Genomic DNA, 20,562 nt, shown 5'->3' with positions numbered 1-20,562 from the left:
GAGCACGATAAATTGTATCCTTAATTCATGATTATAAACCAACATCGAAAATTCACGCCCTTTAATATCGTTCTAGTTTCGATTATCGGTGCATTTTTATGTCTAGGTGTTTTTTTCCATCTGCCAGATACCCTTACCCCAATTCTATTTGAACCCGCGATCAACAATTTGGCAGGCATACAAATTGGAGGAAATATTACGCCGTCTATGAATGTATTTATTACGCTAATTTTGACGATTTTTCAAGCTTTCCTACTCAACAAATTAATTAATTACTATAATTTTTTGGGAAGATCCAATTTCTTAATCGCCTTGATGTATATGACATTGGTCAGCTTATTTCTTCCATTTTTAGTACTATCCCCCACCCTGATCTGTAATTTCATTACTATCTGGATGTTGACCAAGCTATTTAACATTTATAAGCAAGCTGATGTAAAGGGTTTGATGTTTGATCTGGGTATGATTGTAGGAATAGGAAGTCTGATATATTTCCCGTTCATTGTACTATTTTTTTTGCTATGGATCAGTTTGATTGTCTTCAGACCGTTTATTTGGCGCGAATGGGTGACCCCACTATTGGGTTTAGCGACTGTATATGCTTTATTAGCAGCGATCTACTATTGGGTTGACCAATTCGATATTTTTTTAGCTATTTTCTCGCCTTTTACGAATGAGTTTTCTGCGGCTTTGCACGTAGATATTTACGACTATCTCGTAGTCATCCCCATCGTCATTGCACTTATTTTTTTCCTGTTCATCTTGAAAGATCAATATTTCAAAAGTATAGTCCATATTCGAAAATCATTCCAGCTGTTATTTTTTATGCTGTTATTAATAGGCGGATCTTTTTATCTAAATGATCATATTACGATCAATCATTTTCTGTTATGTGCTCCACCCTTGTCTATCTATTTGGCCTACTATTTTAACTATGCGAAGACGAAATGGGTATATGAGACATTATACCTTCTCATTATAGGAACTATTACGTACTTTCAGTTCTCATAACCAGCTAAAAAACAATCGTTTAACCTTTTTTAACAAAATGAACTAACGGATTCATCAAAAATTAGATAGTTTTGTATCGAAAAAGCGGAAAAAATCAGCAAAGATTGACCTAACGAGTTTCTCTAAATGTGTTACTCATTCTGAAGCGGAATTTTAGAAATATATGTATAAAAAATTTAAAGCCGATACGACCAAAAAGGCAGTCACAATCATAATTGGTATAGGACTCGTGGTTTGTAATTTACAAGTCCACGCTCAAAAATCCACTTCTCATTCTCCTTACTCTCAATTTGGTTTGGGGCAAATGCGTGAAGATTTATTACCGCAAACTCGTTCGATGGCTGGTATCGCGGCAGGCGTACGCTATCAAGCGGGTCTTCCAATTCTCAATATTTCCAATCCCGCGAGTTACTCTGCGTTTTCAAAAACTATCTTGGAAGCAGGGCTATACGGTAACATAACGCAATTGGGAAAAGGGTCGGCAACTGATAACACCGCCGATTTCGCGTTTAGCCATATCGCGATAGGGATTCCGCTGGCGAAGGCGGGTGGTATTGCTTTTGGATTAATGCCTTTTTCGGATGTAGGTTATAACTCTTCAGAAGTTTCGATATATGACACCCTAACGTACAAGAAATCGGCATCAGGCGAAGGTGGTGTTAATAAAGCATTTATAGGTTATGGTTTGAGTCCGATTAAAGGACTAAGCGTAGGCGCGAATGTAGGCTTCTTGTTTGGAAATCTATCCGACATAGCGCAAGTAGAATTTCCACTAACATTGGGAAATTATAATGCCAGACTGGAGGAAACCCGATTAATAAGAGGAGCCACAATAGATTACGGTGTTCAATATTTTAAGTCTCTAGGCAAAAAGATGAACATCACCGTAGGGTACTCTGGAACGTTGAATAATACGATCAACAGCAAGTCTACGCGTTTGGTTACCCGCAACGAACCATCATTGGACGACGATTTTCAGAATATTGCATTAGATACCTCTTCCTCTACTGTAGGAGCAAACCGAAAAATCAACTTGCCTTTAAAACACAATATTGGTTTCACGCTGTCCAAAGGTTATAACTGGATGGTCGGTGCCGATTTCAAATACACGGATTGGAGTGACTTCCAAACACGTGAGGGAGAAATTAAGTTAGGTAAAAATTATGGTGTCGCTATAGGCGGGCAATTTAAACCCGATCCGACCTCTGTTAAATATTGGAACGTCGTAGATTACCGTTTAGGATTCCGCTACAACCAAACACAAATACGATTAAATAATAACGATATCGCAGATATGGCCGTAACAGTTGGTTTAGGCTTACCGCTTTCTGAAACAAACTTCGGCCTTACCTTCTCTCGTATTAATATATCCGCCGAATTCGGACAACAAGGAACGCTAAATAACAACTTGGTAAGGGAGCGCTATATTAATATTAACTTAGGGTTCACGATCAACGATACTTGGTTCAGAAGGAGAAGCTATGATTAAACTAATCTTCGCTGAAAAAACACGATTTTATCCCCTATTGTTTTTCGCACTAATAGGGGTTTTATCGTTTAATAGCTGTGAAAATGACATGAAAGATATTGACCGTCTTGCTAATATCCAAGAGGAAGAGGCGGTGGATATTTCTAAAAACGTAAAAATAATCTATAGCGACTCTGCAAAAGTAAAAGCGCAATTAACAGCTCCCGAAATGCGTATTTATCACGACACGACAGGTAACTATGAATTCAAAAAAGGGGTCCAAATTATTTTCTACGATGAGGCCACTGGTCAAGAACTCCAACGTGTAACTTCAGACTATGCTCTGCAACGTGCCAAGGAAAGCATTACCGAATTCAAAAAAAACGTGGTCATCACCCGAGCTGATGGTTCAAAAATCAAAACAGAGGAATTATTTTACGATGAAAATAAGAAAATCTATTATAACCATGTCAATATTCTATTCGAGGATAAGGACGGAAAAGTAAGCTATCAGGCCGCGTCGTTTCAAGCCGATGATAAGTTAGTAGACATCAGAACGCAATTTCCGACGGGATACTTCACTCCCTCGAGTGAGTCTCAATTGCCTTCATTTGGGAATTAAACGAGTTTAACACAAAAAAATAATATTGTTTTCATAGAATCGTAAAATATTACATTTTTTTTCATAAAAGTTGTATCTTGCACCTTGTTTTAAATTAGGTCAATTAAATAACTAAGAACACTTAAATACAGTATACAGATATGGGATTAATGGGGAATTTGCGTAACCGTGCGGGATTAGTGATATTCGTAATAGGTTTAGCAATTGTTGCATTTTTATTAGGAGACATTATCCAATCGGGAATGCCTTTTTGGATGAATAAGCAAAATCAGGTAGGGAGTGTAAATGGAGAAGTCATCGATTACCAACTTTTCAACGCACAAGTAGACCAAACATCTGCGATGTACCAGCAACAAATGGGAGGAGCGGAAACTCCACAAATCAGAAATTTTGCCGTGCAACAAGTTTGGAATCAGTTCATTTCAAAAGAACTATTAAACTCAGAAATTGAGAAAATAGGATTAACTATCGGTAAAAAAGAATTTAACGATCTAGTGACGGGGCCCAACCCATCTTCTCAAATCACCCAGACATTCATGAATCCGCAAACCGGTCAGTTTGATCGCAATTACCTAAATCAAGTAATTAACGAATCGAAGAATGGCAATTCAGAAGTAAGCGCACAATGGGAAATGTTGTTAGACAATATCCGTACGCAACGACTGAACGAAAAATATGCTAATTTATTAAATAACGTAGTATATGTTACGGCGTTGGAGGCACAAGATGAATATACCGCTAAAAATAAATTAGCCAACTTCAGATATGTGCTGTTGGATTATTCTTCCGTGAATGAAACCGACATCAAGTTGACAGACGCCGATTATCAGGCATACTATGATAAGCACAAAAATTCATTTAAAAATCCGGAAGAATCTCGGTCTTTAGATTATGTATTATTTGATGCAAGACCTACAGCTAATGATTCAGCGACAACGTTAACAACTATTCAGAGCTTAAAATCTGATTTGATCGCATCTACAAATGATTCCCTGTTTGCTACGCAACATTCAGACACAAAATATCCGGTTACCTATATCAGAAAAGGCCAGGTAAGCCCAGCGTTAGATTCTGTTTTATTCAACGTTAATATAGGAACGACAGTTGGACCTTACTTATCAAATGGAGCTTATGAAATAGCAAAGGTGATTGATGCTAAATTCAGTCCAGATTCAGTTCAGGCTAGCCACATTTTATTAAATCCTACCGCGGAAGGTGGTGTAGATAAGGCATTAGCTAAAGCAGATTCTATTAAGGGCTTAATCAGCAAAGGAGATAGTTTTTCAGCCTTGGCGGTAGAATTTAGCCAAGATCAAGGAAGTAAAATCAACGGCGGCTCCTTAGGTACTTTTCCTCGTGGTCAAATGGTTCAACAATTTGAAGAAGCGGCATTTGGCGGCAAAGCTGGTGACGTAGTTATCGTAAACTCTCAATTCGGTGTTCATATCATCAAGATCGAGAAACAAATAGGTAACTCGAAAATTGTAAAAGCAGCTATTGTAGACAAAGTAATTACTGCCGGAAAAGAAACAACAGATGCCGTATACGCTAAGGCAAACGAGTTTTTTACCAGTGCAGACGGTAAGAACTTTAATGAACTCGCTCAGAAACAAGGGTTGAAAGTAGAAAAATCATCGAGAACACAGGCTATGGACAATACGCTAAATGGTTCCGAAGTTCCTAGGGAATTATCCCGTTGGGCATTTGAAGCGAAAGAAGGTGAAGTTTCCGATAAAATTTTTGAGACAGACAGTCACTTTATCGTAGCTAAAGTTAACCATATCAACGCAAAAGGTATCCAGCCATTAAGCGCCATAAAAGCGGACATTGAACTTGGTGTTAAAAACTTCGTTAAAGCACGCATGCTAAAAGAAAAAATGGACAATGCGCTAAGTGGTGCATCTTCTATTGATCAAGTCGCACAAAAACTGGGTAAAGCTGCCATTAGCGTAGAAAACATTGTACTAGCTAATCCTGTAATTCCAGGAGTGGCTTTGGAAAATGCAGTAGTGGGTACAGTATTTGGGCTACAGCCAAATAAGCCATCTAAAACTATCGAAGGATCTCAAGGTGTATATGTGGTTCAAGTAAACAGCTTCGTAAATCCTAAAGAGATGGTAGACACGGAGAAAAAAGAACAACAAAAACAGTTGTTGTCTAACAGACAACAACGTGCTTGGGGCTCTATCTTCAAAGCCCTTCAAGACAATGCAGATATAGATGACAATCGTATTAGATTCTATTAAGATATTATAATTATTTTTGTAGCCGGACCGTAATTTGTCCGGCTTTTTTTATATTTATGCGAGATGGATATTCAGGAAAACATAATTAACAAAGTAGCACAAAGCGGTCTACTTACGGTAGATTTAGCTAATTATGCTCCGAAAGAGGATATTATTCTTTATGATATCAAGGACAATCTTTTTCATGGCCTCATTCTAAAGGAAAAAGATTTTAGAGAATTCGTTAAAGATCATGAATGGTCAAACTATCAAAACAAAATCGTTGCTATTACCTGCTCAACAGATGCTATTGTTCCGACGTGGGCCTATATGATATTAGCCAACAAATTAACGCCGTATGCAAAATCGGTGCAATTTGGCACCTTAGAAGAAGTGCAACAACGCCTTTTCCTGGAGGAAATTACTAAAATAGATTATTCTCAATATCAGGATCAACGAGTGGTCGTAAAAGGTTGCGGAGATATTTATATCCCAGAAAGCGCATTTGTGTTATTTACTACTCAGCTAAGCACAGTGGCTAAGAGCATCATGTATGGAGAGCCCTGCTCTACCGTTCCGGTGTTCAAGCGAAAAAGTTAAACTTTTTATTTGTAAGATTGTCCTATTAAACATGAAATATATATATATACTTATTCTGTCTATATTATTTACGGCTTCCGTAAGCATGGGACAAAACACCTTACCTTATCTAAAAGAACCAACATTCAAAGAGGGCGAAAAGTTGACTTATAAACTTAAATACGGCTTTATGTCTGCCGCGACAGGAGTTCTATCTGTAAGTAAATCCAATTTAAAATTTAGTGGAAATGAAACATTCCACTTAAATGCGGTCGGAGAAACTTCGGGCGCTTTTTCTGTATTTTATACGGTCAAAAACAAATATGACTCCTATATAGATGGAGATACCTACCTTCCACATTTGTATACCGAAGATATACGTGAGGGCAGCTATACGCGTAAAGAGTACGCTACTTTTGATCACAGGAACAGATCCGTAAAAGGCAGAAAAGGCACCTTCAAAACGCCAGTATTACAAACATTTGACCTTCTATCCGCCTATTACTTCGCAAGAAATTTAGATTTGTCTTCTCTAAAAAAAGGCGATGCCTTCAAGATTTCCTACTTCTTAAACGATGAAGTTGAACAACTGGGCATTACATATGAAGGTATAGAAAAAATAAAAACAAGCCTAGGTACAGTTGAATGTATCAAATTCAGTCCGGAAATAAAACCAGGACGCATCTTTAAAAAGAACAGTAAATTATACCTTTGGGTAACAAATGATGGAAATCGGATTCCTGTACGTGCACATGTCGAGATCCTAATTGGGTCTGTGACCATGGAACTCACCGATGCAAAAGGGCTAAAATACGAACTTGGAAAAAAAGTCAGCTATTCAAAATAAATAAATCATGATCGAGGTTGGTAATGTGTTAGTACATGAGGATTTGATAAACAACGATTTTGTTTGTAACTTATCAAAATGTAAGGGAGTCTGTTGCGTAGAAGGCGATTCTGGAGCACCTTTACGTAAAGATGAAACACATGTATTAAAGGAAATATACCCCAAAGTAAAACCCTTCATGACGGCAAAAGGTATTGAAGCCATTGAAGAACAAGGTACACATGTTATCGACGCAGATGGCGACTTAACAACCACATGTGTAGATGGCAATAAAGAGTGTGCATATGTTACCTGGGAGAATGGCATTACGAAATGTGCTATTGAAAAAGCCTATGAATTAGGTGAAATACACTGGAAAAAACCTATTTCGTGTCACCTTTATCCTATTCGTACCACACACTATCCTGAATTTGACGTGCTTCATTATGATAGATGGCATATTTGTAAAGATGCGTGTAGTTTCGGAAAAGAGCTTCAGGTTCCCGTTTACAAATTTCTAAAGGCTCCTCTTATTCGCGAATATGGAGAAGAATGGTTCGAAGAATTAGATAAAACTGTCAAATCTTTATAAAGTTATTTTCTTATCTTTAAAGGATCATTTAGACTCTATTTGATATTTACCGTCATTCATGCTAACGTTAAAAGAGATACAAAAACCCATAGCAACAGAACTGGAAACTTTCGAAGCAAAGTTCAAGCAATCTATGCAGAGTTCTGTTCCATTATTAGATATTATCACTCAATATTTATACAAGCAAAAAGGTAAGCAGATGCGTCCGATGTTTGTATTTTTTTCTGCTGGCCTATGTGGTACAATTAATGAGTCCACCTATCGCGGCGCCTCATTAGTAGAACTGCTTCACACGGCTTCGCTCGTTCATGATGACGTAGTGGATAATGCCAATGAGCGAAGAGGTTTTTTTTCCGTGAATGCCTTGTGGAAAAATAAAGTTGCCGTACTGGTAGGGGATTTCCTTCTTTCCAAAGGCTTGCTTTTATCCGTAGCGAATCAGGAACACGAATTACTCCGAATTGTGTCTGAAGCTGTTGAGCAGATGAGCGAAGGTGAACTCTTACAAATTGAAAAAGCCCGCAAGTTGGACATCAAAGAGGATATTTACTATGAAATAATTCGAAAAAAAACTGCCTCTCTTATCGCATCGTGCTGTGCCTGTGGTGCTTCATCGGTAGATGCTGCTCCAGATACTTTAGAAAAAATGCGCAAATTTGGCGAAAAAATAGGCATTTCATTCCAAATCAAAGATGATTTATTCGACTTCGGTGTGGATGATATAGGCAAGCCCGTCGGTAATGATATCAAAGAAAAGAAAATGACGCTACCGCTTATATATGCGTTAAGTAAAACGACTTCCGCTGAAAAAAGACGAATTATTAATTTGGTTAAAAATCATAATGATGACGGTAGAAAGATAGAAGAAGTCATTCATTTTGTACGAAGCAGCGGTGGATTGGATTATGCAACCGAAAAAATGTTAGCTTACCAGCAGGAAGCTTTTCAAATTTTAGCACAATTTCCCGATAACATATACAAGACCGGGTTACAGCAACTGGTCAAATTCACCACAGAAAGAAAAAAATAAGATATGAGTCACGAGTTAATGTTTTTTGGAGGATTTATAATTTTTATCATCCTCATGCTTGCTATAGATCTAGGGTTGTTTTCCAAAGGGGACAAACCTGTCTCGTTCAAAACCGCAGCGATCATGTCTACGGTCTGGGTGCTTTTTGCTTTGGCATTCGGGCTAGTACTTTATTTTTGGGGAAATGAACTGCATAACATCCACGACATAGCTCGGCTCAAGGAAATCATCGCAAAAAATTACCACAACATTCAAATCATTGAATCCGATCTTGCAGCAAGTATCCAAATTTACAACAAAAATTTGACCATCGAGTATTTGACTGGCTACGTCGTTGAATACGCGCTTTCTGTCGACAATATTTTTGTTATGGTACTGCTATTCTCTTCGTTCGGTATCCCTGAAAAATATTACCATAAAGTATTGGTATGGGGAATCATAGGTGCTATATTATTACGTTGTATCTTCATTTTCGTAGGGGCCGCACTGATTGCTAAATTCGGTTGGATACTTTACGTCTTTGGAGGATTCTTAGTGTATACGGGCATTAATATGTTTATTAACCGTAATACGGAAGAAGAGGTCGATCCTCAAAACCACCGTGTCGTAAAATTTGCTTCCAAGTATTTCAAAGTTACGCACAAAATGGATGGAGGACGCTTCTTTCATCTCGAAAATGGTGTGAAGTATATGACCCCTCTTTTTTTGGTGTTATTGGTCATTGAATTTACAGATTTGATTTTTGCAGTAGATTCAATCCCAGCAATATTTTCTATCACTAAAGACCCTTACATTGTGTTCTTTTCTAATATTTTTGCCGTCTTAGGATTACGATCTATGTTCTTCCTGCTGGTAAATATTATCCATAAATTCCATTACCTAAAAGTAGGTCTTGCCTTCTTATTGGTGTTCATTGGTGCAAAGATGCTATTACATGATTGGTTAGAACAACTCGGGTTTAAAACCATACATTCGTTGATAATAATTATCGGTATACTGGCCATAAGTATTATTGCTTCACTTGTTTTTCCAAAAAAAGAAAATCTGACGAGTTAAGTAATCAATACGCTAACCATCTGCATCAATAGCAATGGATCTTGATTAGTCGTTGGATTAAGCAAGATTTCTGTAGATTGTTAGTATTAAAAGAAGGATTTAATTAGCCAGTTTGTCGCTCGCCGCGACGAGGCTTTCATTTTTTCTTGATAAAAAACGAAACAAAAAATCAAGGCTGATACCGTATTTGTCGTTCTGGCGACGCGATGATACAGTGCGCAGCTCTTAGGCCTCCACCGCGCTATCCCATTTCGAGGGCTGAGATCTGCTTGGTTAAGTGCTGATTGTACGCTTCTGCAACATATCATCTGCTGCCTGCACGTCCAAATTCGATAAGGCCGTCCTTTTTAGTTCAGCTGAAGTATAAGATCAATATTTTTGACAAAATGCCCTACCCTTACACGTTCGGTAAATGTCGCCTTAGTGGATCGCGGTTTGCAGGAAGGAAGAAACGTTGTAGCGAGCCAGTACAGCGACGATTTTTTCTTTCTTTTTATAAAAAAAGGAAGAGCCCGTCCGGCGGTGAGGACAAAAAATATTATCCAAAAGAAACCTTCTTTTAATACTAGCAATATCCTTTAGATCTTGGGTGATCCGTTTTTCGGCATTAAACAAAAAGTTAGGCGTGATAAGGAGAAAATAATTATTTAATATTCTGCAGACTTTATTTCAAAACAACACTCGATCTGCCCATAATAGCATTATCGGCATACAATAACACCGTATATGCCCCTTTCTTAAATCCCTGACTTGCATCCTTCCATAAGAACTGATACTCTTCTCCTCTATTGGTAAAACGAATTGACTCTTTAGTAGAATATTGAAGTTTATCACCGTGAATATAAAAAACGTTATTTGGATTGGCGATTAAATTACCTTGTGGATCTATTACACGAATAAAAACGTCTTTATTTTCTTCAACAGCCAACGGGTTATCGGCAATAGTAAATTTAATTTGTAGTTCATCAACTCTCTTTGCCTTAGTTTCTATTTCAATATTGCCCCTTCTAGATATTTCAATACCATTAATCTGTATATTGGAAACTTTAATAGACGAAGCAATATTAACTTTATCATTGAGATCTTTATTTTTAAGTGAGATTTCCTCAATACGCTGTGACCTTTCTCGAACTTTAGATGAGAGTAGTTCATTCTCTCTTGCCAACATATCGTTCTGAAGCCTCAGTTCATTCATACTTACCTTCAAATCGGCAACATCTTTCTTCAGACGAATTACCTGTTGTCTTGCAGACGCCAGCTCATCCTCTGATATGCCTGAAATTTCTAGTTTCTCCCGAAGCCCTTCAATCATATTTCTTGCCTCACGCTCTGATGCAATGATCTCTCCGGACAGCGCAATATCTTGATTACCTAAATTATCCAATTCGGCTTCAATTCGATCTATTTCAATTTGTAGACTTTCTTTCTCTAATGTTATCGTATAAAGTTTTTCCCCCGAAGATTTAAATTTCACATAGAAATAGACGTTAGTCATCAATAACGCGACTATAGCTATAATAAAAAAATAAATTTTGGAATTGTCTTTTTTCTCCTCCGACTCTCCGCTTCGTTGACTTGCACCTTTAACTTCCATAGTCTTGCTCACTATTGTATTTTTTCCGATTGTCGTTCGTATTCCTCATTGCTCATTGGATATCAAAAATTATTCCAATTTAACTATTCGAAGTAATTAAGGACGTCAAACCCACCCTCTTTGAGATATTGCTCCTTGTGCATAAGGTGTAAATCGGATAGTACCATTTCAGAAACCAGTGTTTCAAGGGTATATTTAGGTTTCCATCCCAACTGACGTTGTGCTTTTGATGGGTCGCCTATTAGTAAATCCACTTCAGTAGGCCTAAAGTAACTCGAATCGACTTTAACTACCGTCTGACCCAATTTTATACGTTCTGGATCTATGTTTAATAACTGTAAACGTTCTTCATCCCTATCGATTATCACACCTTTTTCGTTTTCCCCCTGACCGCTAAATTCAACTTCGATCCCCAGTTCACCGAAACTCAATCGTACAAAGTCTCTAACGGTTGTCGTCACACCTGTAGCAATAACAAAATCTTCTGGCTTTTCTTGTTGCAAAATAAGCCACATAGCCTCAACGTAGTCTTTAGCATGCCCCCAATCTCGTTGTGCTGAGAGATTTCCCAAATATAATTTATGCTGCAGACCCAAAGCAATCTTTGCGACGGCTCTGGTAATTTTACGTGTGACAAATGTTTCTCCGCGAACGGGACTTTCATGATTAAATAAAATCCCATTACATGCAAACATATTATATGCTTCGCGATAGTTTACCGTAATCCAATACCCATACATTTTGGCAACAGCATATGGGCTACGTGGGTAAAATGGAGTAGTTTCACTCTGAGGCACTTGTTGTACCAATCCGTATAATTCGGAGGTAGAAGCCTGATAAACTCTCGTTTTTTCCGTCAACCCTAGCAAACGCACCGCTTCCAATATGCGAAGGGCTCCTATACCATCGGCATTAGCCGTATACTCAGGCGTATCGAAACTTACTTTTACATGAGATTGTGCGGCCAAATTATATATTTCATCCGGCTGTACTTGCTGAATGACGCGAATTAAATTAGTAGCATCTGTCAAATCCCCGTAATGAAGAATAAAATTACGATTGTCTAAATGAGGATCTTGATAAAGATGATCGATTCGATCTGTATTGAAAAGCGAACTTCTCCTTTTTAAACCATGTACAATGTAACCTTTTTTAAGCAAAAATTCAGCTAAATAAGCTCCATCTTGACCGGTTACTCCAGTAATAAGGGCCGTCTTACGCGTATTTGATTCCATATTAAGCAATATTGCCCAAACTTAGATAACTTTCCCTTTATATGCAAGCAACTGAAACATATAGAAGGAAAGTTATGATAAGCACAAACAGAGCTATGAAAAATATCGGTTATAAACTTTTCCTCCATAATTCTGTAAAAGGATCCGAATTATAGCGCAGCTAATGCAGCATCGTAATTCGGTTCTTCTACGGTCTCTTCTACTTGTTCTGTATATGTTACATGTCCATTTTCATCCAACACTACTATAGCACGGCTCAATAAACCTTCCAAAGGGCCGCTAACAAACTTAACGCCATATGCATCTGAAAAATTAGCATCTTTATACTCAGATAGTGAAACGACATTTTCCAATCCTTCGGCTGCGCAAAAACGTCCCTGTGCAAAAGGTAAATCCTTAGAAATGCATAACACGATCGTATTTTCTAAACTAGAGGCCTTTTCATTGAATTTCCGTACAGAAGCCGCACATGTACCTGTATCTACACTAGGGAAAATATTTAAAATCACTTTCTTACCTGCAAAATCTCCGAGTGTTTTTTGCGATAAATCTCCTCCAGTTAATGAAAAATTGGGAGCTTTAGCTCCTACTTCAGGTAATGTGCCCTTTGTATCTACAGGACTTCCTTTAAATTTTACTTGACTCATGATAAATTATTTTTTTTTGAATATAGCTAATTCAGGTAACTCTATTAAAAAAAGACAAAAAATTATTTTTATTAACAAAAAAATACTATGTTAGCATTATATTTATCGTCATTAGCTAACCGAAATACATATGAACTAGACGTGATAAAAAGTTTATCATCAAAGTTTCGAACAGAAAAATATAAACGTCAAACTATACGCATATGAAAAAATTACTACTAAGTTTATTATTGGCGAGTCCTAGTTTATTATTTGCACAAGGCTCGCAAGTCAATACACAAAGTCAGAAGGCGGTGGGTATGGCTGGTGCTGGATCAGCGCTATTTATCGATGAGGCAAGCATTTTTTACAGTCCTGGCGCTTTATCCAAGATGGATGGAAACGGCATTTCCGTCGGCGCATCCGCTGTCATGTACCGATCTGCATTTAGGGAATACAACAGTACAGAAATTCACGACACGAAATTTAAGATTACCCCTCCATTTTCTGTTTTTGCTACTTTCGGTCCGAAGAACTCCTGGTGGAAAGCAGGGATCGGGGTCTACACGCCCTTCGGAGGTTCGGTGGATTGGGGTACAGATTGGCCGGGCAAATATGAGCTCAACCATTTACAGATGAGAGCTATTTATATACAACCTACGCTAAGTTTTAAACTAACTGAAAATTTTGGTATTGGTGGCGGATTCGTATACAATGTTGGACTTGTTGACCTATCTCGTTCCTTACCTGTATCTATGGCCGACGGCAGTAGTGGCCAAGCGAACCTGTCGGGTACGGGAACTGGTACGGGATACAACATAGGGATACATTATCATTTGGAAAACAATGTAGCGTTATCCCTCAGCTACCGCTCGAAGGTGATTACCAAATTAAAAGACGGCGATGCCGAATTTTCTGTCCCCTCGTCTCTAGCAGCATCTTTTCCAAATACCACTTTTAATGCAGAACTTCCGCTACCGGCCTCATTTAATTTCGGCATAAGTTTCCCTGCCAGTACGAAAGTAGATATTGCCGCCGATGCGACGTTTATTGGATATGACATTTATAAAAGTTTAGACTTTGATTACGCGGACAACACGCCAGTTTTACAGGATACGCACCAAGAAAAAAAATATGAAAATGCATTTTCAGGTAAGGTGGGGATTAACTACAGAACTTGTGAGGATCTCACTTTACGAGCGGGCGTAGGATATGTTTTTTCTCCTGTAAGGGGACCATATGTTTCGCCGGAGACACCAGACAACAACAGGGTTATGGCCTCTGCAGGTTTTACATACCTGCTTTCAGACAAATGGGACTTAACTGCGGCGTATGTATTTCAACAAATGCAGGCGCGTACCGTAACGAACAAAGCTTCGGGATTATCAGGTACATATAAGACAAACATCCATGCCCCAGGTATATCGCTAACTTACAAATGGTAACAACATTATGAAAAGATTTAACAACACGATAAAAGTATATTTAGGAATTATTTCCCTATCTCTTACTGCATATTCCTGTGCTCCTGAAATAGATTCATACGAATCGTCCGCAGGGTCGGATGTAGATTTTTCAACGTATATTGCTATTGGCAATTCGCTTACCGCTGGTTTCGCCGACGGAGGACTCTACCTTGAGGGGCAACAAGTCGCTTTTCCAAACTTGATTGCTGAACAATTGAAGAATGTTGGAGGAGGCAATTTTAATTCGCCATTTTTTTCGGAAGAGCAACGTAACGGGTCGGGATACCTGCAATTGAAATCACTTACTGATGGTCAGCCTGTCATGGAGCAGATAACTTCCAATTTAGCTTACCGGGAAGCTGGAAAACTGACCAAATATACCGGAGAAATTCAAAACTATGGCGTACCGGGTATGCGGGTGGATCTCGCTTACGTACCTCAATTTGGCGGATTAAATATGTATTTTGAACGCCTCTTGTCTGATGCAGAGGTGAACGCAAAAAGTTATTTCGATTTCGTGACCACGAGAGACCATAGCTTTTTCTCCTTTTGGTTAGGTAACAACGATATACTGGGATATGCCATGAATGGCGCTTATGAAACAGTAGGCGATGCTACTACGACTTTTACCTCGGTAACGACTTTCACGAATGGGTACGGAGGCTTCATCAATAAGCTAACGGAGAACGAAAAAAAAGGTGTTGTAGCCACCATTCCTGATGTAACCGCCATACCATTTTTTACTACGGTAACGACTGACCGTTTAAAAGCAGGGGTTGAAGCGTCTACAGGCGGCGCATTTAAGGAAATCTACATCTCTACGGCATCGGGGCCACGTATCGCAACAGCAGAAGATCTCTTTACCTTATCTTTTCCGACCGACACACTCGGAAAAACAAGTAATGGTATTCAATATTATGGTTTAACACCGCTAAACCCATTACATGATCGCTTTGTGATTGATAAAGATGAAGTGGTTGAGATAGCCGGTCGTGTCAATGCATTTAACACGGTTATCAAACAAGTGGCAGAGAGCAAACAACTTGCTATTGCCGATGCACATGCTTATTTAAATAAGGTAAAAACAACTGGAGTTTCTTATAACGGAATAAATGTTAGCGCTGCTTTTATACAGGGGAATGCTTTTTCGTTAGACGGTATTCACCTTACACCTATAGGAAACGCCTTAATCGCCAACTTATTTATCGACGCGATCAATACGAAGTATAATGCACGAGTACCAAAGGTTGATGTGACCAAGTACAGAGGTGTTAAATATCCTTAGTAGGATCTTAATAAAGATAAGCGAGGCCCGATAAACACGCTCGGGCCTCGCTTTATTTCACACTCAGCAGACAAGCGATTCGTATATTTCCTCTATAATAAATTCTCATTGGCCGAGGAGAACCGACCGTAGGAAGCTCACCGTAGGTAAACCGATAAATTTAGCTTTATATGTAACGCGATTATATTTACACATAAAGCCAAATTCACCTAAGTTTCATTCGAATAAATTGTTTTAAATGACGATGCAGCTTGCACGAGTTATTCCCGTCTTTTTTGGGCGACAACACGTGTGGGTTTCGTTTATAACTAAGTATGACGGATCTCACTACGTCAGTTTGTGAATGCAAAGCATTTTATCTAAGTTTGTTCATCTAAAACAGTTCATATGAAAGTCCACTTAAATCGCAAAAATAAAGCTGTTCACTTTGAGGCCTTGAGTGAACTGTCTCCTGTTAGCGTAAACATAGACGGTTCCGAATCTATCGGAGGAGAGGGCAAAGGTGTAAGGCCAATGGAACTTATTTTGATGGCTTTGGGATCCTGTAGCGTTTTTGACCTCACTACCATTCTTCAAAAACAACGGCAGGAAATAGAAGACATTGAGGTGGAAGTTGAAGGACAAAGACGTGATGAGATTCCCAACATCTTTACCTCCATCCATATCAACTTTTTGTTGAAGGGCCAGATTGACGAGGTCAAAGCGCATAAAGCTGCAGAACTTGCGGTCAAAAAATATTGTTCAGTACACGATATGCTCGCTGCCGGGGGAGTGGACATCACCTACAGTATCAAGATAAATTAATAGAGGCTGTCCAAAAGACTAAATGTTATATTTTTTAATCAGGCATTTAGATTGTTGGCAAGCCTCTGAATGATCATTTATACAGTTTAGCCTTACTTTAAGACGCTCCCTTTTTTTTCCAGATCTTTTCTGACCAGCGACCTACAAACCAAAAAGAGACGGCTAATATCAAAAAGAATACTGTGCGGTTGATATTATCCCAAAGGTACTCGACGAAACGGGTGTACAGATTCAGTAAAAAGAACATAAATCCAATATCTCTGGAGACGTTATCCTTGACTTTCATTCCATATAATGCGAGACCTAAAGAAAGCGTAATACCTAGTAATCCCCAGTAGAAAATCTCGTATTGTCGCACTTCCGTCCACGCAGCGAAATCACTATAATTTCCAAAAATAGATAAGCACCATAACGCAATCATCGTATAGAGGAGACCAACTACATAACTTGTTGAATGAAGTGGCTGCAAGACGGGCACTCGAGGCTGTCCCCATATTGCAAATACGGTTAGTAATATTCCGAAAATTGTAAATCGCAATGGGTAATTCATCCCCCAAAATCGAAAGCCCCAATCGCTATGATAAGCCGTTTCCGTGGCAAACCAAATACCAAGCGCCACTAATGTAAATATCCATATCAGTTTGCTCTGTAATTTCACGGATAATATGCCATATATTACTATCGATAATAGGAATAATATGGTGAAATGACTTGTATTTCGATCCACCACTTGTCCAAAAAAGCCAATACATGCTGCCGTCGCGAAGGAACCCGCCAACATCAATGTTTCATTGGAGAAGGTCTTTTCCGGAAATCTCTTCTTATTCCTAAACCCCAATACGTAAAACAGAGCGGCTAGCGCGCCAAATAAAACACAGAAAACGAGATTCGGTGTTTCGTAAAACCGTTCTACGAACTTTACTAATGCATCATCAGAAAATAGCGATACAACAGCAAAGACCAAAGACGCCAATGCGACCCAAAAGGCATAACGTGCCATTGTTTTCCATTCAAACCCTTTTTCACCGATATTGTCTTTAAGTTCCGTCACTTTCGACTGTTCCAAAAGACCTTGTTCTTGCCAATGATCAAGCACTTCTTGTACAACTTCAATTTCCTGCTTACTCAAATCTATTTTTTTCACAAAAAGAATGTTAGTCGATTCAATATTACGAAATAATACTAAATAGATAAACTGAAATATCTAACGCAAATAAATTTAATTCATTTTCAGCACCTTCGTTTGTCCTCTTAAAAATCTGTACCTTTGCGAATTGCAAAAACTCAATGTTCAATGACGAAATCAAAAGCAGTAGACCTCGGGGATCAAAGTGAAGTAGAAGTATTCGGAGCACGTGTTCATAATCTTAAAAATATTGATGTATCATTTCCAAGAAATGAATTGGTTGTTATTACCGGCCTGAGTGGCAGTGGTAAATCATCTCTTGCCTTTGACACGATCTATGCTGAAGGACAGCGTCGCTATATGGAAACATTTTCTGCATATAGCCGTCAATTTTTAGGAGGGCTGGAACGACCGGATGTCGATAAGATCGCGGGGTTAAGTCCGGTGATCTCTATTGAACAAAAAACCACGAGTAAAAATCCACGCTCAACTGTTGGAACTATTACGGAAGTATATGATTTCTTGCGCTTACTATACGCGCGCGCAGGGGAAGCCTTTTCGTACGTAACGGGCAAGCGCATGGAACGTATGTCGGAAGAGCAAATCGTACAACGTATTCTGAATGAATTTACGGATCAAGCCATTTATATATTAGCTCCGGTCGTAAAAGGCCGCAAGGGACATTATCGGGAATTATTCGAACAAATACGCAAGCAGGGATACACTAAAGTACGTGTCGATGGTGAAATTTTAGATCTGGTTCCTAAAATGCAGGTAGATCGTTATAAAATCCATGATATTGAAACAGTCGTAGATCGTCTTCAGGTCAATGAAAAAGATCAGAAAAGATTGTACACTTCAGTCATGCAGGCAATGAAAACGGCAAAAGGAATTATAAAAATAGCCAACAAAGAGAATAAGGAGCAGTTTTTCAGTCGCTACCTCATGGATGCGGAATCCGGCATCTCATATGATGAGCCGCAACCCAATTCGTTTTCCTTCAACTCGCCCTATGGCGCTTGTCCTAAATGTGATGGTTTGGGATACATTTTTGAAATCGACAAAAATAGCGTTATTCCAGATCGCAAATTGAGTATTCAAAAAGGGGGAATCGTCCCGTTAGGTCCGCTTCGGGAATCCTGGAATTTTGCCGTATTAAAAGCTGTTGCAAGCAAATTTGATTTCAATTTAACGACCCCGATTGAAAAACTTCCCGAGGATCAGATTGATATGCTACTGTTTGGAACAGACGATCCTATTCCGCTATCCGTTTCTTACGGATCGTACGGTGCTCGCGAATATCGGGTGCAGTTTTCAGGCATCTTCAAGATGTTGGAAGAAATGAATGGCAAACAACATGATGACGCACCGTCTTTGGAAGATTTTCGTACAAAAGTAGCTTGTCCAACTTGTCAGGGAGCTCGCTTAAAAAGAGAGTCCCTTCATTTCAAAATAGACGGCAAAAATATTAGTGAACTCGCGGCAATGGATATTTCTATGCTGATGGAATGGTTCGATCAATTAGAAGATCGTCTAGATGAACGTCAACGCACGATTGCCACAGAAATCCTCAAAGAAATACGTACACGTTTGGGCTTCCTATTAGATGTAGGCCTAAGTTATCTCACTTTGGACCGCTCGTCGAAAACACTGTCCGGAGGAGAAGCACAACGTATCCGCCTGGCAACTCAGATAGGTTCTCAGCTGGTCAACGTACTTTATATCCTAGACGAGCCGAGTATAGGACTTCACCAGCGCGATAATGAACGACTGATTAATTCTCTTAAAAATCTGCGGGATATTGGCAATTCTGTTTTGGTCGTAGAGCACGACAAAGACATGATTTTGAATGCGGATTATGTTATCGACATGGGACCCGAAGCGGGTGTACATGGTGGGCAAGTCGTCGCTGAAGGCAAACCAGAAGAGATCCTAAAAGCCAAATCCCTTACTGCAGAATACCTTAATGGCAAAAAACAAGTGGCAATCCCAGAGAAGCGTCGCGCAGGGAATGGCAAGCACCTTACTTTACGTGGTGCGACAGGTAACAACCTAAAGAACGTAACTGTCGATTTCCCTTTAAACAAGCTAATCTTGGTAACCGGGGTCTCAGGATCGGGAAAATCCAGTTTGATAACAGGTACACTCTACCCGATTCTAAACCATCACTTTTTTCGTGCAAAAGCACATCCCCTTCCTTACAAGAGTATAGAAGGACTTAAAGACATTGATAAAGTAATCGAAATAGACCAAAGCCCGATTGGCCGCACACCAAGATCTAATGCGTCTACCTACACTGGAGTTTTCTCTGATATACGAACCCTGTACGTACAATTACCTGAAGCAAAGATACGCGGTTACAAACCAGGTCGTTTTTCTTTCAATGTTAAAGGCGGTCGTTGCGAAACATGCCAAGGAGCAGGCATGAAAATCATTGAAATGAACTTTTTACCCGATGTACAGGTTCCATGCGAAACCTGCCAAGGTAAGCGGTATAATCGTGAAACGCTAGAAGTACGGTACCGCGGAAAATCGATTTCTGATGTATTGGATATGAGTATCGATGAAGCGGTAGCTTTCTTTGAAAACATCCCTTCGATTTATCGTAAAATAAAAACCATGCAAGACGTGGGATTAGGCTACATCACATTGGGACAATCCTCCACTACCCTATCAGGAGGCGAGGCGCAGCGCGTCAAGTTGGCGACCGAGCTTTCTAAAAAAGACACAGGGAATACATTTTATATTTTAGATGAACCGACAACGGGCTTACATTTCGAAGATGTCAACGTGCTATTGGGTGTAATCTATCGGTTAGTAGATCGTGGAAATACGGTGTTGATTATCGAACACAACCTAGATGTTGTAAAAGTAGCCGATTGGGTAATTGACATGGGGCCTGAGGGTGGTAAAAACGGCGGAAAACTTCTTTTTTCGGGTATACCCGAAGATCTTATTAAACAGAAAAACAGCGAAACAGCACGATTTTTAAAATTGGAGATGAAACCTTCATAATA

17 protein-coding genes are annotated in these 20,562 nt (G+C 39.1%); 13 read left to right on the top strand and 4 right to left on the bottom strand.

What is annotated here, in order from left to right; translation table 11 throughout:
• Positions 1-27: 27 nt before the first annotated feature.
• From C4F40_RS01505 to C4F40_RS01465, 9 genes are all read left to right on the top strand, one after another.
• Complete coding sequence (locus C4F40_RS01505; protein ID WP_196937605.1) at positions 28-1,011, top strand: DUF6427 family protein; 984 nt, start codon at positions 28-30, stop codon at positions 1,009-1,011.
• A gap of 163 nt (positions 1,012-1,174) precedes the next feature.
• A complete protein-coding gene (locus C4F40_RS01500; RefSeq protein ID WP_196937604.1) occupies positions 1,175-2,500 on the top strand; it encodes a porin family protein in 1,326 nt (441 codons plus the stop codon).
• On the top strand, positions 2,493-3,101 hold the full coding sequence (gene lptC, locus C4F40_RS01495; protein ID WP_196937603.1) for an LPS export ABC transporter periplasmic protein LptC: 609 nt from the start codon (positions 2,493-2,495) through the stop codon (positions 3,099-3,101). Before C4F40_RS01500 ends, lptC begins: the two co-directional genes overlap by 8 nt.
• Positions 3,102-3,241: 140 nt before the next feature.
• Entirely contained in the window at positions 3,242-5,347 is a 2,106-nt protein-coding gene (locus C4F40_RS01490; protein WP_196937602.1) for a peptidylprolyl isomerase, read from the top strand.
• Between the two features lie 63 nt (positions 5,348-5,410).
• Complete coding sequence (locus C4F40_RS01485) at positions 5,411-5,926, top strand: DUF2480 family protein (protein ID WP_196937601.1); 516 nt, start codon at positions 5,411-5,413, stop codon at positions 5,924-5,926.
• Positions 5,927-5,957: 31 nt separating this feature from the next.
• Positions 5,958-6,752, top strand: a complete 795-nt coding sequence (locus tag C4F40_RS01480; protein WP_196937600.1) for a DUF3108 domain-containing protein — start codon at positions 5,958-5,960, stop codon at positions 6,750-6,752.
• Positions 6,753-6,759: 7 nt separating this feature from the next.
• Positions 6,760-7,323: a DUF3109 family protein gene (locus tag C4F40_RS01475; protein ID WP_196937599.1), complete on the top strand. Its 564-nt coding sequence runs from the start codon at positions 6,760-6,762 to the stop codon at positions 7,321-7,323.
• A gap of 58 nt (positions 7,324-7,381) precedes the next feature.
• Positions 7,382-8,353 (top strand): polyprenyl synthetase family protein, encoded by a 972-nt coding sequence (locus C4F40_RS01470; protein ID WP_196937598.1) that lies wholly within the window; start codon positions 7,382-7,384, stop codon positions 8,351-8,353.
• 3 nt (positions 8,354-8,356) lie between these two features.
• On the top strand, positions 8,357-9,409 hold the full coding sequence (locus C4F40_RS01465; protein WP_196937597.1) for a TerC/Alx family metal homeostasis membrane protein: 1,053 nt from the start codon (positions 8,357-8,359) through the stop codon (positions 9,407-9,409).
• 664 nt (positions 9,410-10,073) lie between these two features.
• On the opposite strand, the gene C4F40_RS01460 is transcribed toward C4F40_RS01465, so the two are convergent.
• The 3 genes from C4F40_RS01460 to tpx all read right to left on the bottom strand — a co-directional run bounded on the left by C4F40_RS01460 (position 10,074) and on the right by tpx (position 12,885).
• Positions 10,074-11,003, bottom strand: a complete 930-nt coding sequence (locus tag C4F40_RS01460; protein WP_196937596.1) for a hypothetical protein — start codon at positions 11,001-11,003, stop codon at positions 10,074-10,076.
• Between the two features lie 83 nt (positions 11,004-11,086).
• On the bottom strand, positions 11,087-12,238 hold the full coding sequence (gmd, locus tag C4F40_RS01455) for a GDP-mannose 4,6-dehydratase (RefSeq protein ID WP_196937595.1): 1,152 nt from the start codon (positions 12,236-12,238) through the stop codon (positions 11,087-11,089).
• 149 nt (positions 12,239-12,387) lie between these two features.
• Positions 12,388-12,885, bottom strand: coding sequence for a thiol peroxidase (gene tpx / locus C4F40_RS01450; protein ID WP_196937594.1), 498 nt, complete (start codon positions 12,883-12,885; stop codon positions 12,388-12,390).
• 203 nt (positions 12,886-13,088) lie between these two features.
• Between tpx and C4F40_RS01445 the strand changes: the two genes are divergently transcribed.
• From C4F40_RS01445 to C4F40_RS01435, 3 genes are all read left to right on the top strand, one after another.
• Complete coding sequence (locus C4F40_RS01445) at positions 13,089-14,309, top strand: OmpP1/FadL family transporter (RefSeq protein ID WP_196937593.1); 1,221 nt, start codon at positions 13,089-13,091, stop codon at positions 14,307-14,309.
• A gap of 7 nt (positions 14,310-14,316) precedes the next feature.
• Positions 14,317-15,615 (top strand): G-D-S-L family lipolytic protein, encoded by a 1,299-nt coding sequence (locus C4F40_RS01440; protein WP_196937592.1) that lies wholly within the window; start codon positions 14,317-14,319, stop codon positions 15,613-15,615.
• 387 nt (positions 15,616-16,002) lie between these two features.
• Positions 16,003-16,419: an OsmC family protein gene (locus C4F40_RS01435; protein WP_196937591.1), complete on the top strand. Its 417-nt coding sequence runs from the start codon at positions 16,003-16,005 to the stop codon at positions 16,417-16,419.
• Positions 16,420-16,516: 97 nt separating this feature from the next.
• Here the strand turns inward: C4F40_RS01435 and C4F40_RS01430 are convergent, their stop codons facing one another.
• On the bottom strand, positions 16,517-17,563 hold the full coding sequence (locus C4F40_RS01430; protein WP_196937590.1) for a DUF2157 domain-containing protein: 1,047 nt from the start codon (positions 17,561-17,563) through the stop codon (positions 16,517-16,519).
• 150 nt (positions 17,564-17,713) lie between these two features.
• On the opposite strand from C4F40_RS01430, the gene uvrA reads away from it, so the two are divergent.
• Entirely contained in the window at positions 17,714-20,560 is a 2,847-nt protein-coding gene (gene uvrA, locus C4F40_RS01425; protein ID WP_196937589.1) for an excinuclease ABC subunit UvrA, read from the top strand.
• Positions 20,561-20,562: the final 2 nt, after the last annotated feature.

Source organism: Sphingobacterium pedocola, assembly GCF_015209965.1.
GTDB lineage: Bacteria > Bacteroidota > Bacteroidia > Sphingobacteriales > Sphingobacteriaceae > Sphingobacterium > Sphingobacterium pedocola.
This window is presented reverse-complemented; position numbering and strand designations above follow the sequence as displayed.

What these genes read in the sequence shown, in the direction of transcription:
- C4F40_RS01435 (WP_196937591.1), top strand. Translation starts at nt 16,003, where the DNA reads ATGAAAGTCCACTTAAATCGCAAAAATAAAGCTGTTCACTTTGAGGCC.
- uvrA (WP_196937589.1), top strand. Translation starts at nt 17,714, where the DNA reads ATGACGAAATCAAAAGCAGTAGACCTCGGGGATCAAAGTGAAGTAGAA.
- C4F40_RS01465 (WP_196937597.1), top strand. Translation starts at nt 8,357, where the DNA reads ATGAGTCACGAGTTAATGTTTTTTGGAGGATTTATAATTTTTATCATC.
- C4F40_RS01475 (WP_196937599.1), top strand. Translation starts at nt 6,760, where the DNA reads ATGATCGAGGTTGGTAATGTGTTAGTACATGAGGATTTGATAAACAAC.
- lptC (WP_196937603.1), top strand. Translation starts at nt 2,493, where the DNA reads ATGATTAAACTAATCTTCGCTGAAAAAACACGATTTTATCCCCTATTG.
- C4F40_RS01460 (WP_196937596.1), bottom strand. Translation starts at nt 11,003, where the DNA reads ATGGAAGTTAAAGGTGCAAGTCAACGAAGCGGAGAGTCGGAGGAGAAA.
- C4F40_RS01440 (WP_196937592.1), top strand. Translation starts at nt 14,317, where the DNA reads ATGAAAAGATTTAACAACACGATAAAAGTATATTTAGGAATTATTTCC.
- C4F40_RS01505 (WP_196937605.1), top strand. Translation starts at nt 28, where the DNA reads ATGATTATAAACCAACATCGAAAATTCACGCCCTTTAATATCGTTCTA.
- C4F40_RS01445 (WP_196937593.1), top strand. Translation starts at nt 13,089, where the DNA reads ATGAAAAAATTACTACTAAGTTTATTATTGGCGAGTCCTAGTTTATTA.
- C4F40_RS01480 (WP_196937600.1), top strand. Translation starts at nt 5,958, where the DNA reads ATGAAATATATATATATACTTATTCTGTCTATATTATTTACGGCTTCC.
- C4F40_RS01470 (WP_196937598.1), top strand. Translation starts at nt 7,382, where the DNA reads ATGCTAACGTTAAAAGAGATACAAAAACCCATAGCAACAGAACTGGAA.
- C4F40_RS01485 (WP_196937601.1), top strand. Translation starts at nt 5,411, where the DNA reads ATGGATATTCAGGAAAACATAATTAACAAAGTAGCACAAAGCGGTCTA.
- gmd (WP_196937595.1), bottom strand. Translation starts at nt 12,238, where the DNA reads ATGGAATCAAATACGCGTAAGACGGCCCTTATTACTGGAGTAACCGGT.
- C4F40_RS01500 (WP_196937604.1), top strand. Translation starts at nt 1,175, where the DNA reads ATGTATAAAAAATTTAAAGCCGATACGACCAAAAAGGCAGTCACAATC.
- C4F40_RS01490 (WP_196937602.1), top strand. Translation starts at nt 3,242, where the DNA reads ATGGGATTAATGGGGAATTTGCGTAACCGTGCGGGATTAGTGATATTC.
- tpx (WP_196937594.1), bottom strand. Translation starts at nt 12,885, where the DNA reads ATGAGTCAAGTAAAATTTAAAGGAAGTCCTGTAGATACAAAGGGCACA.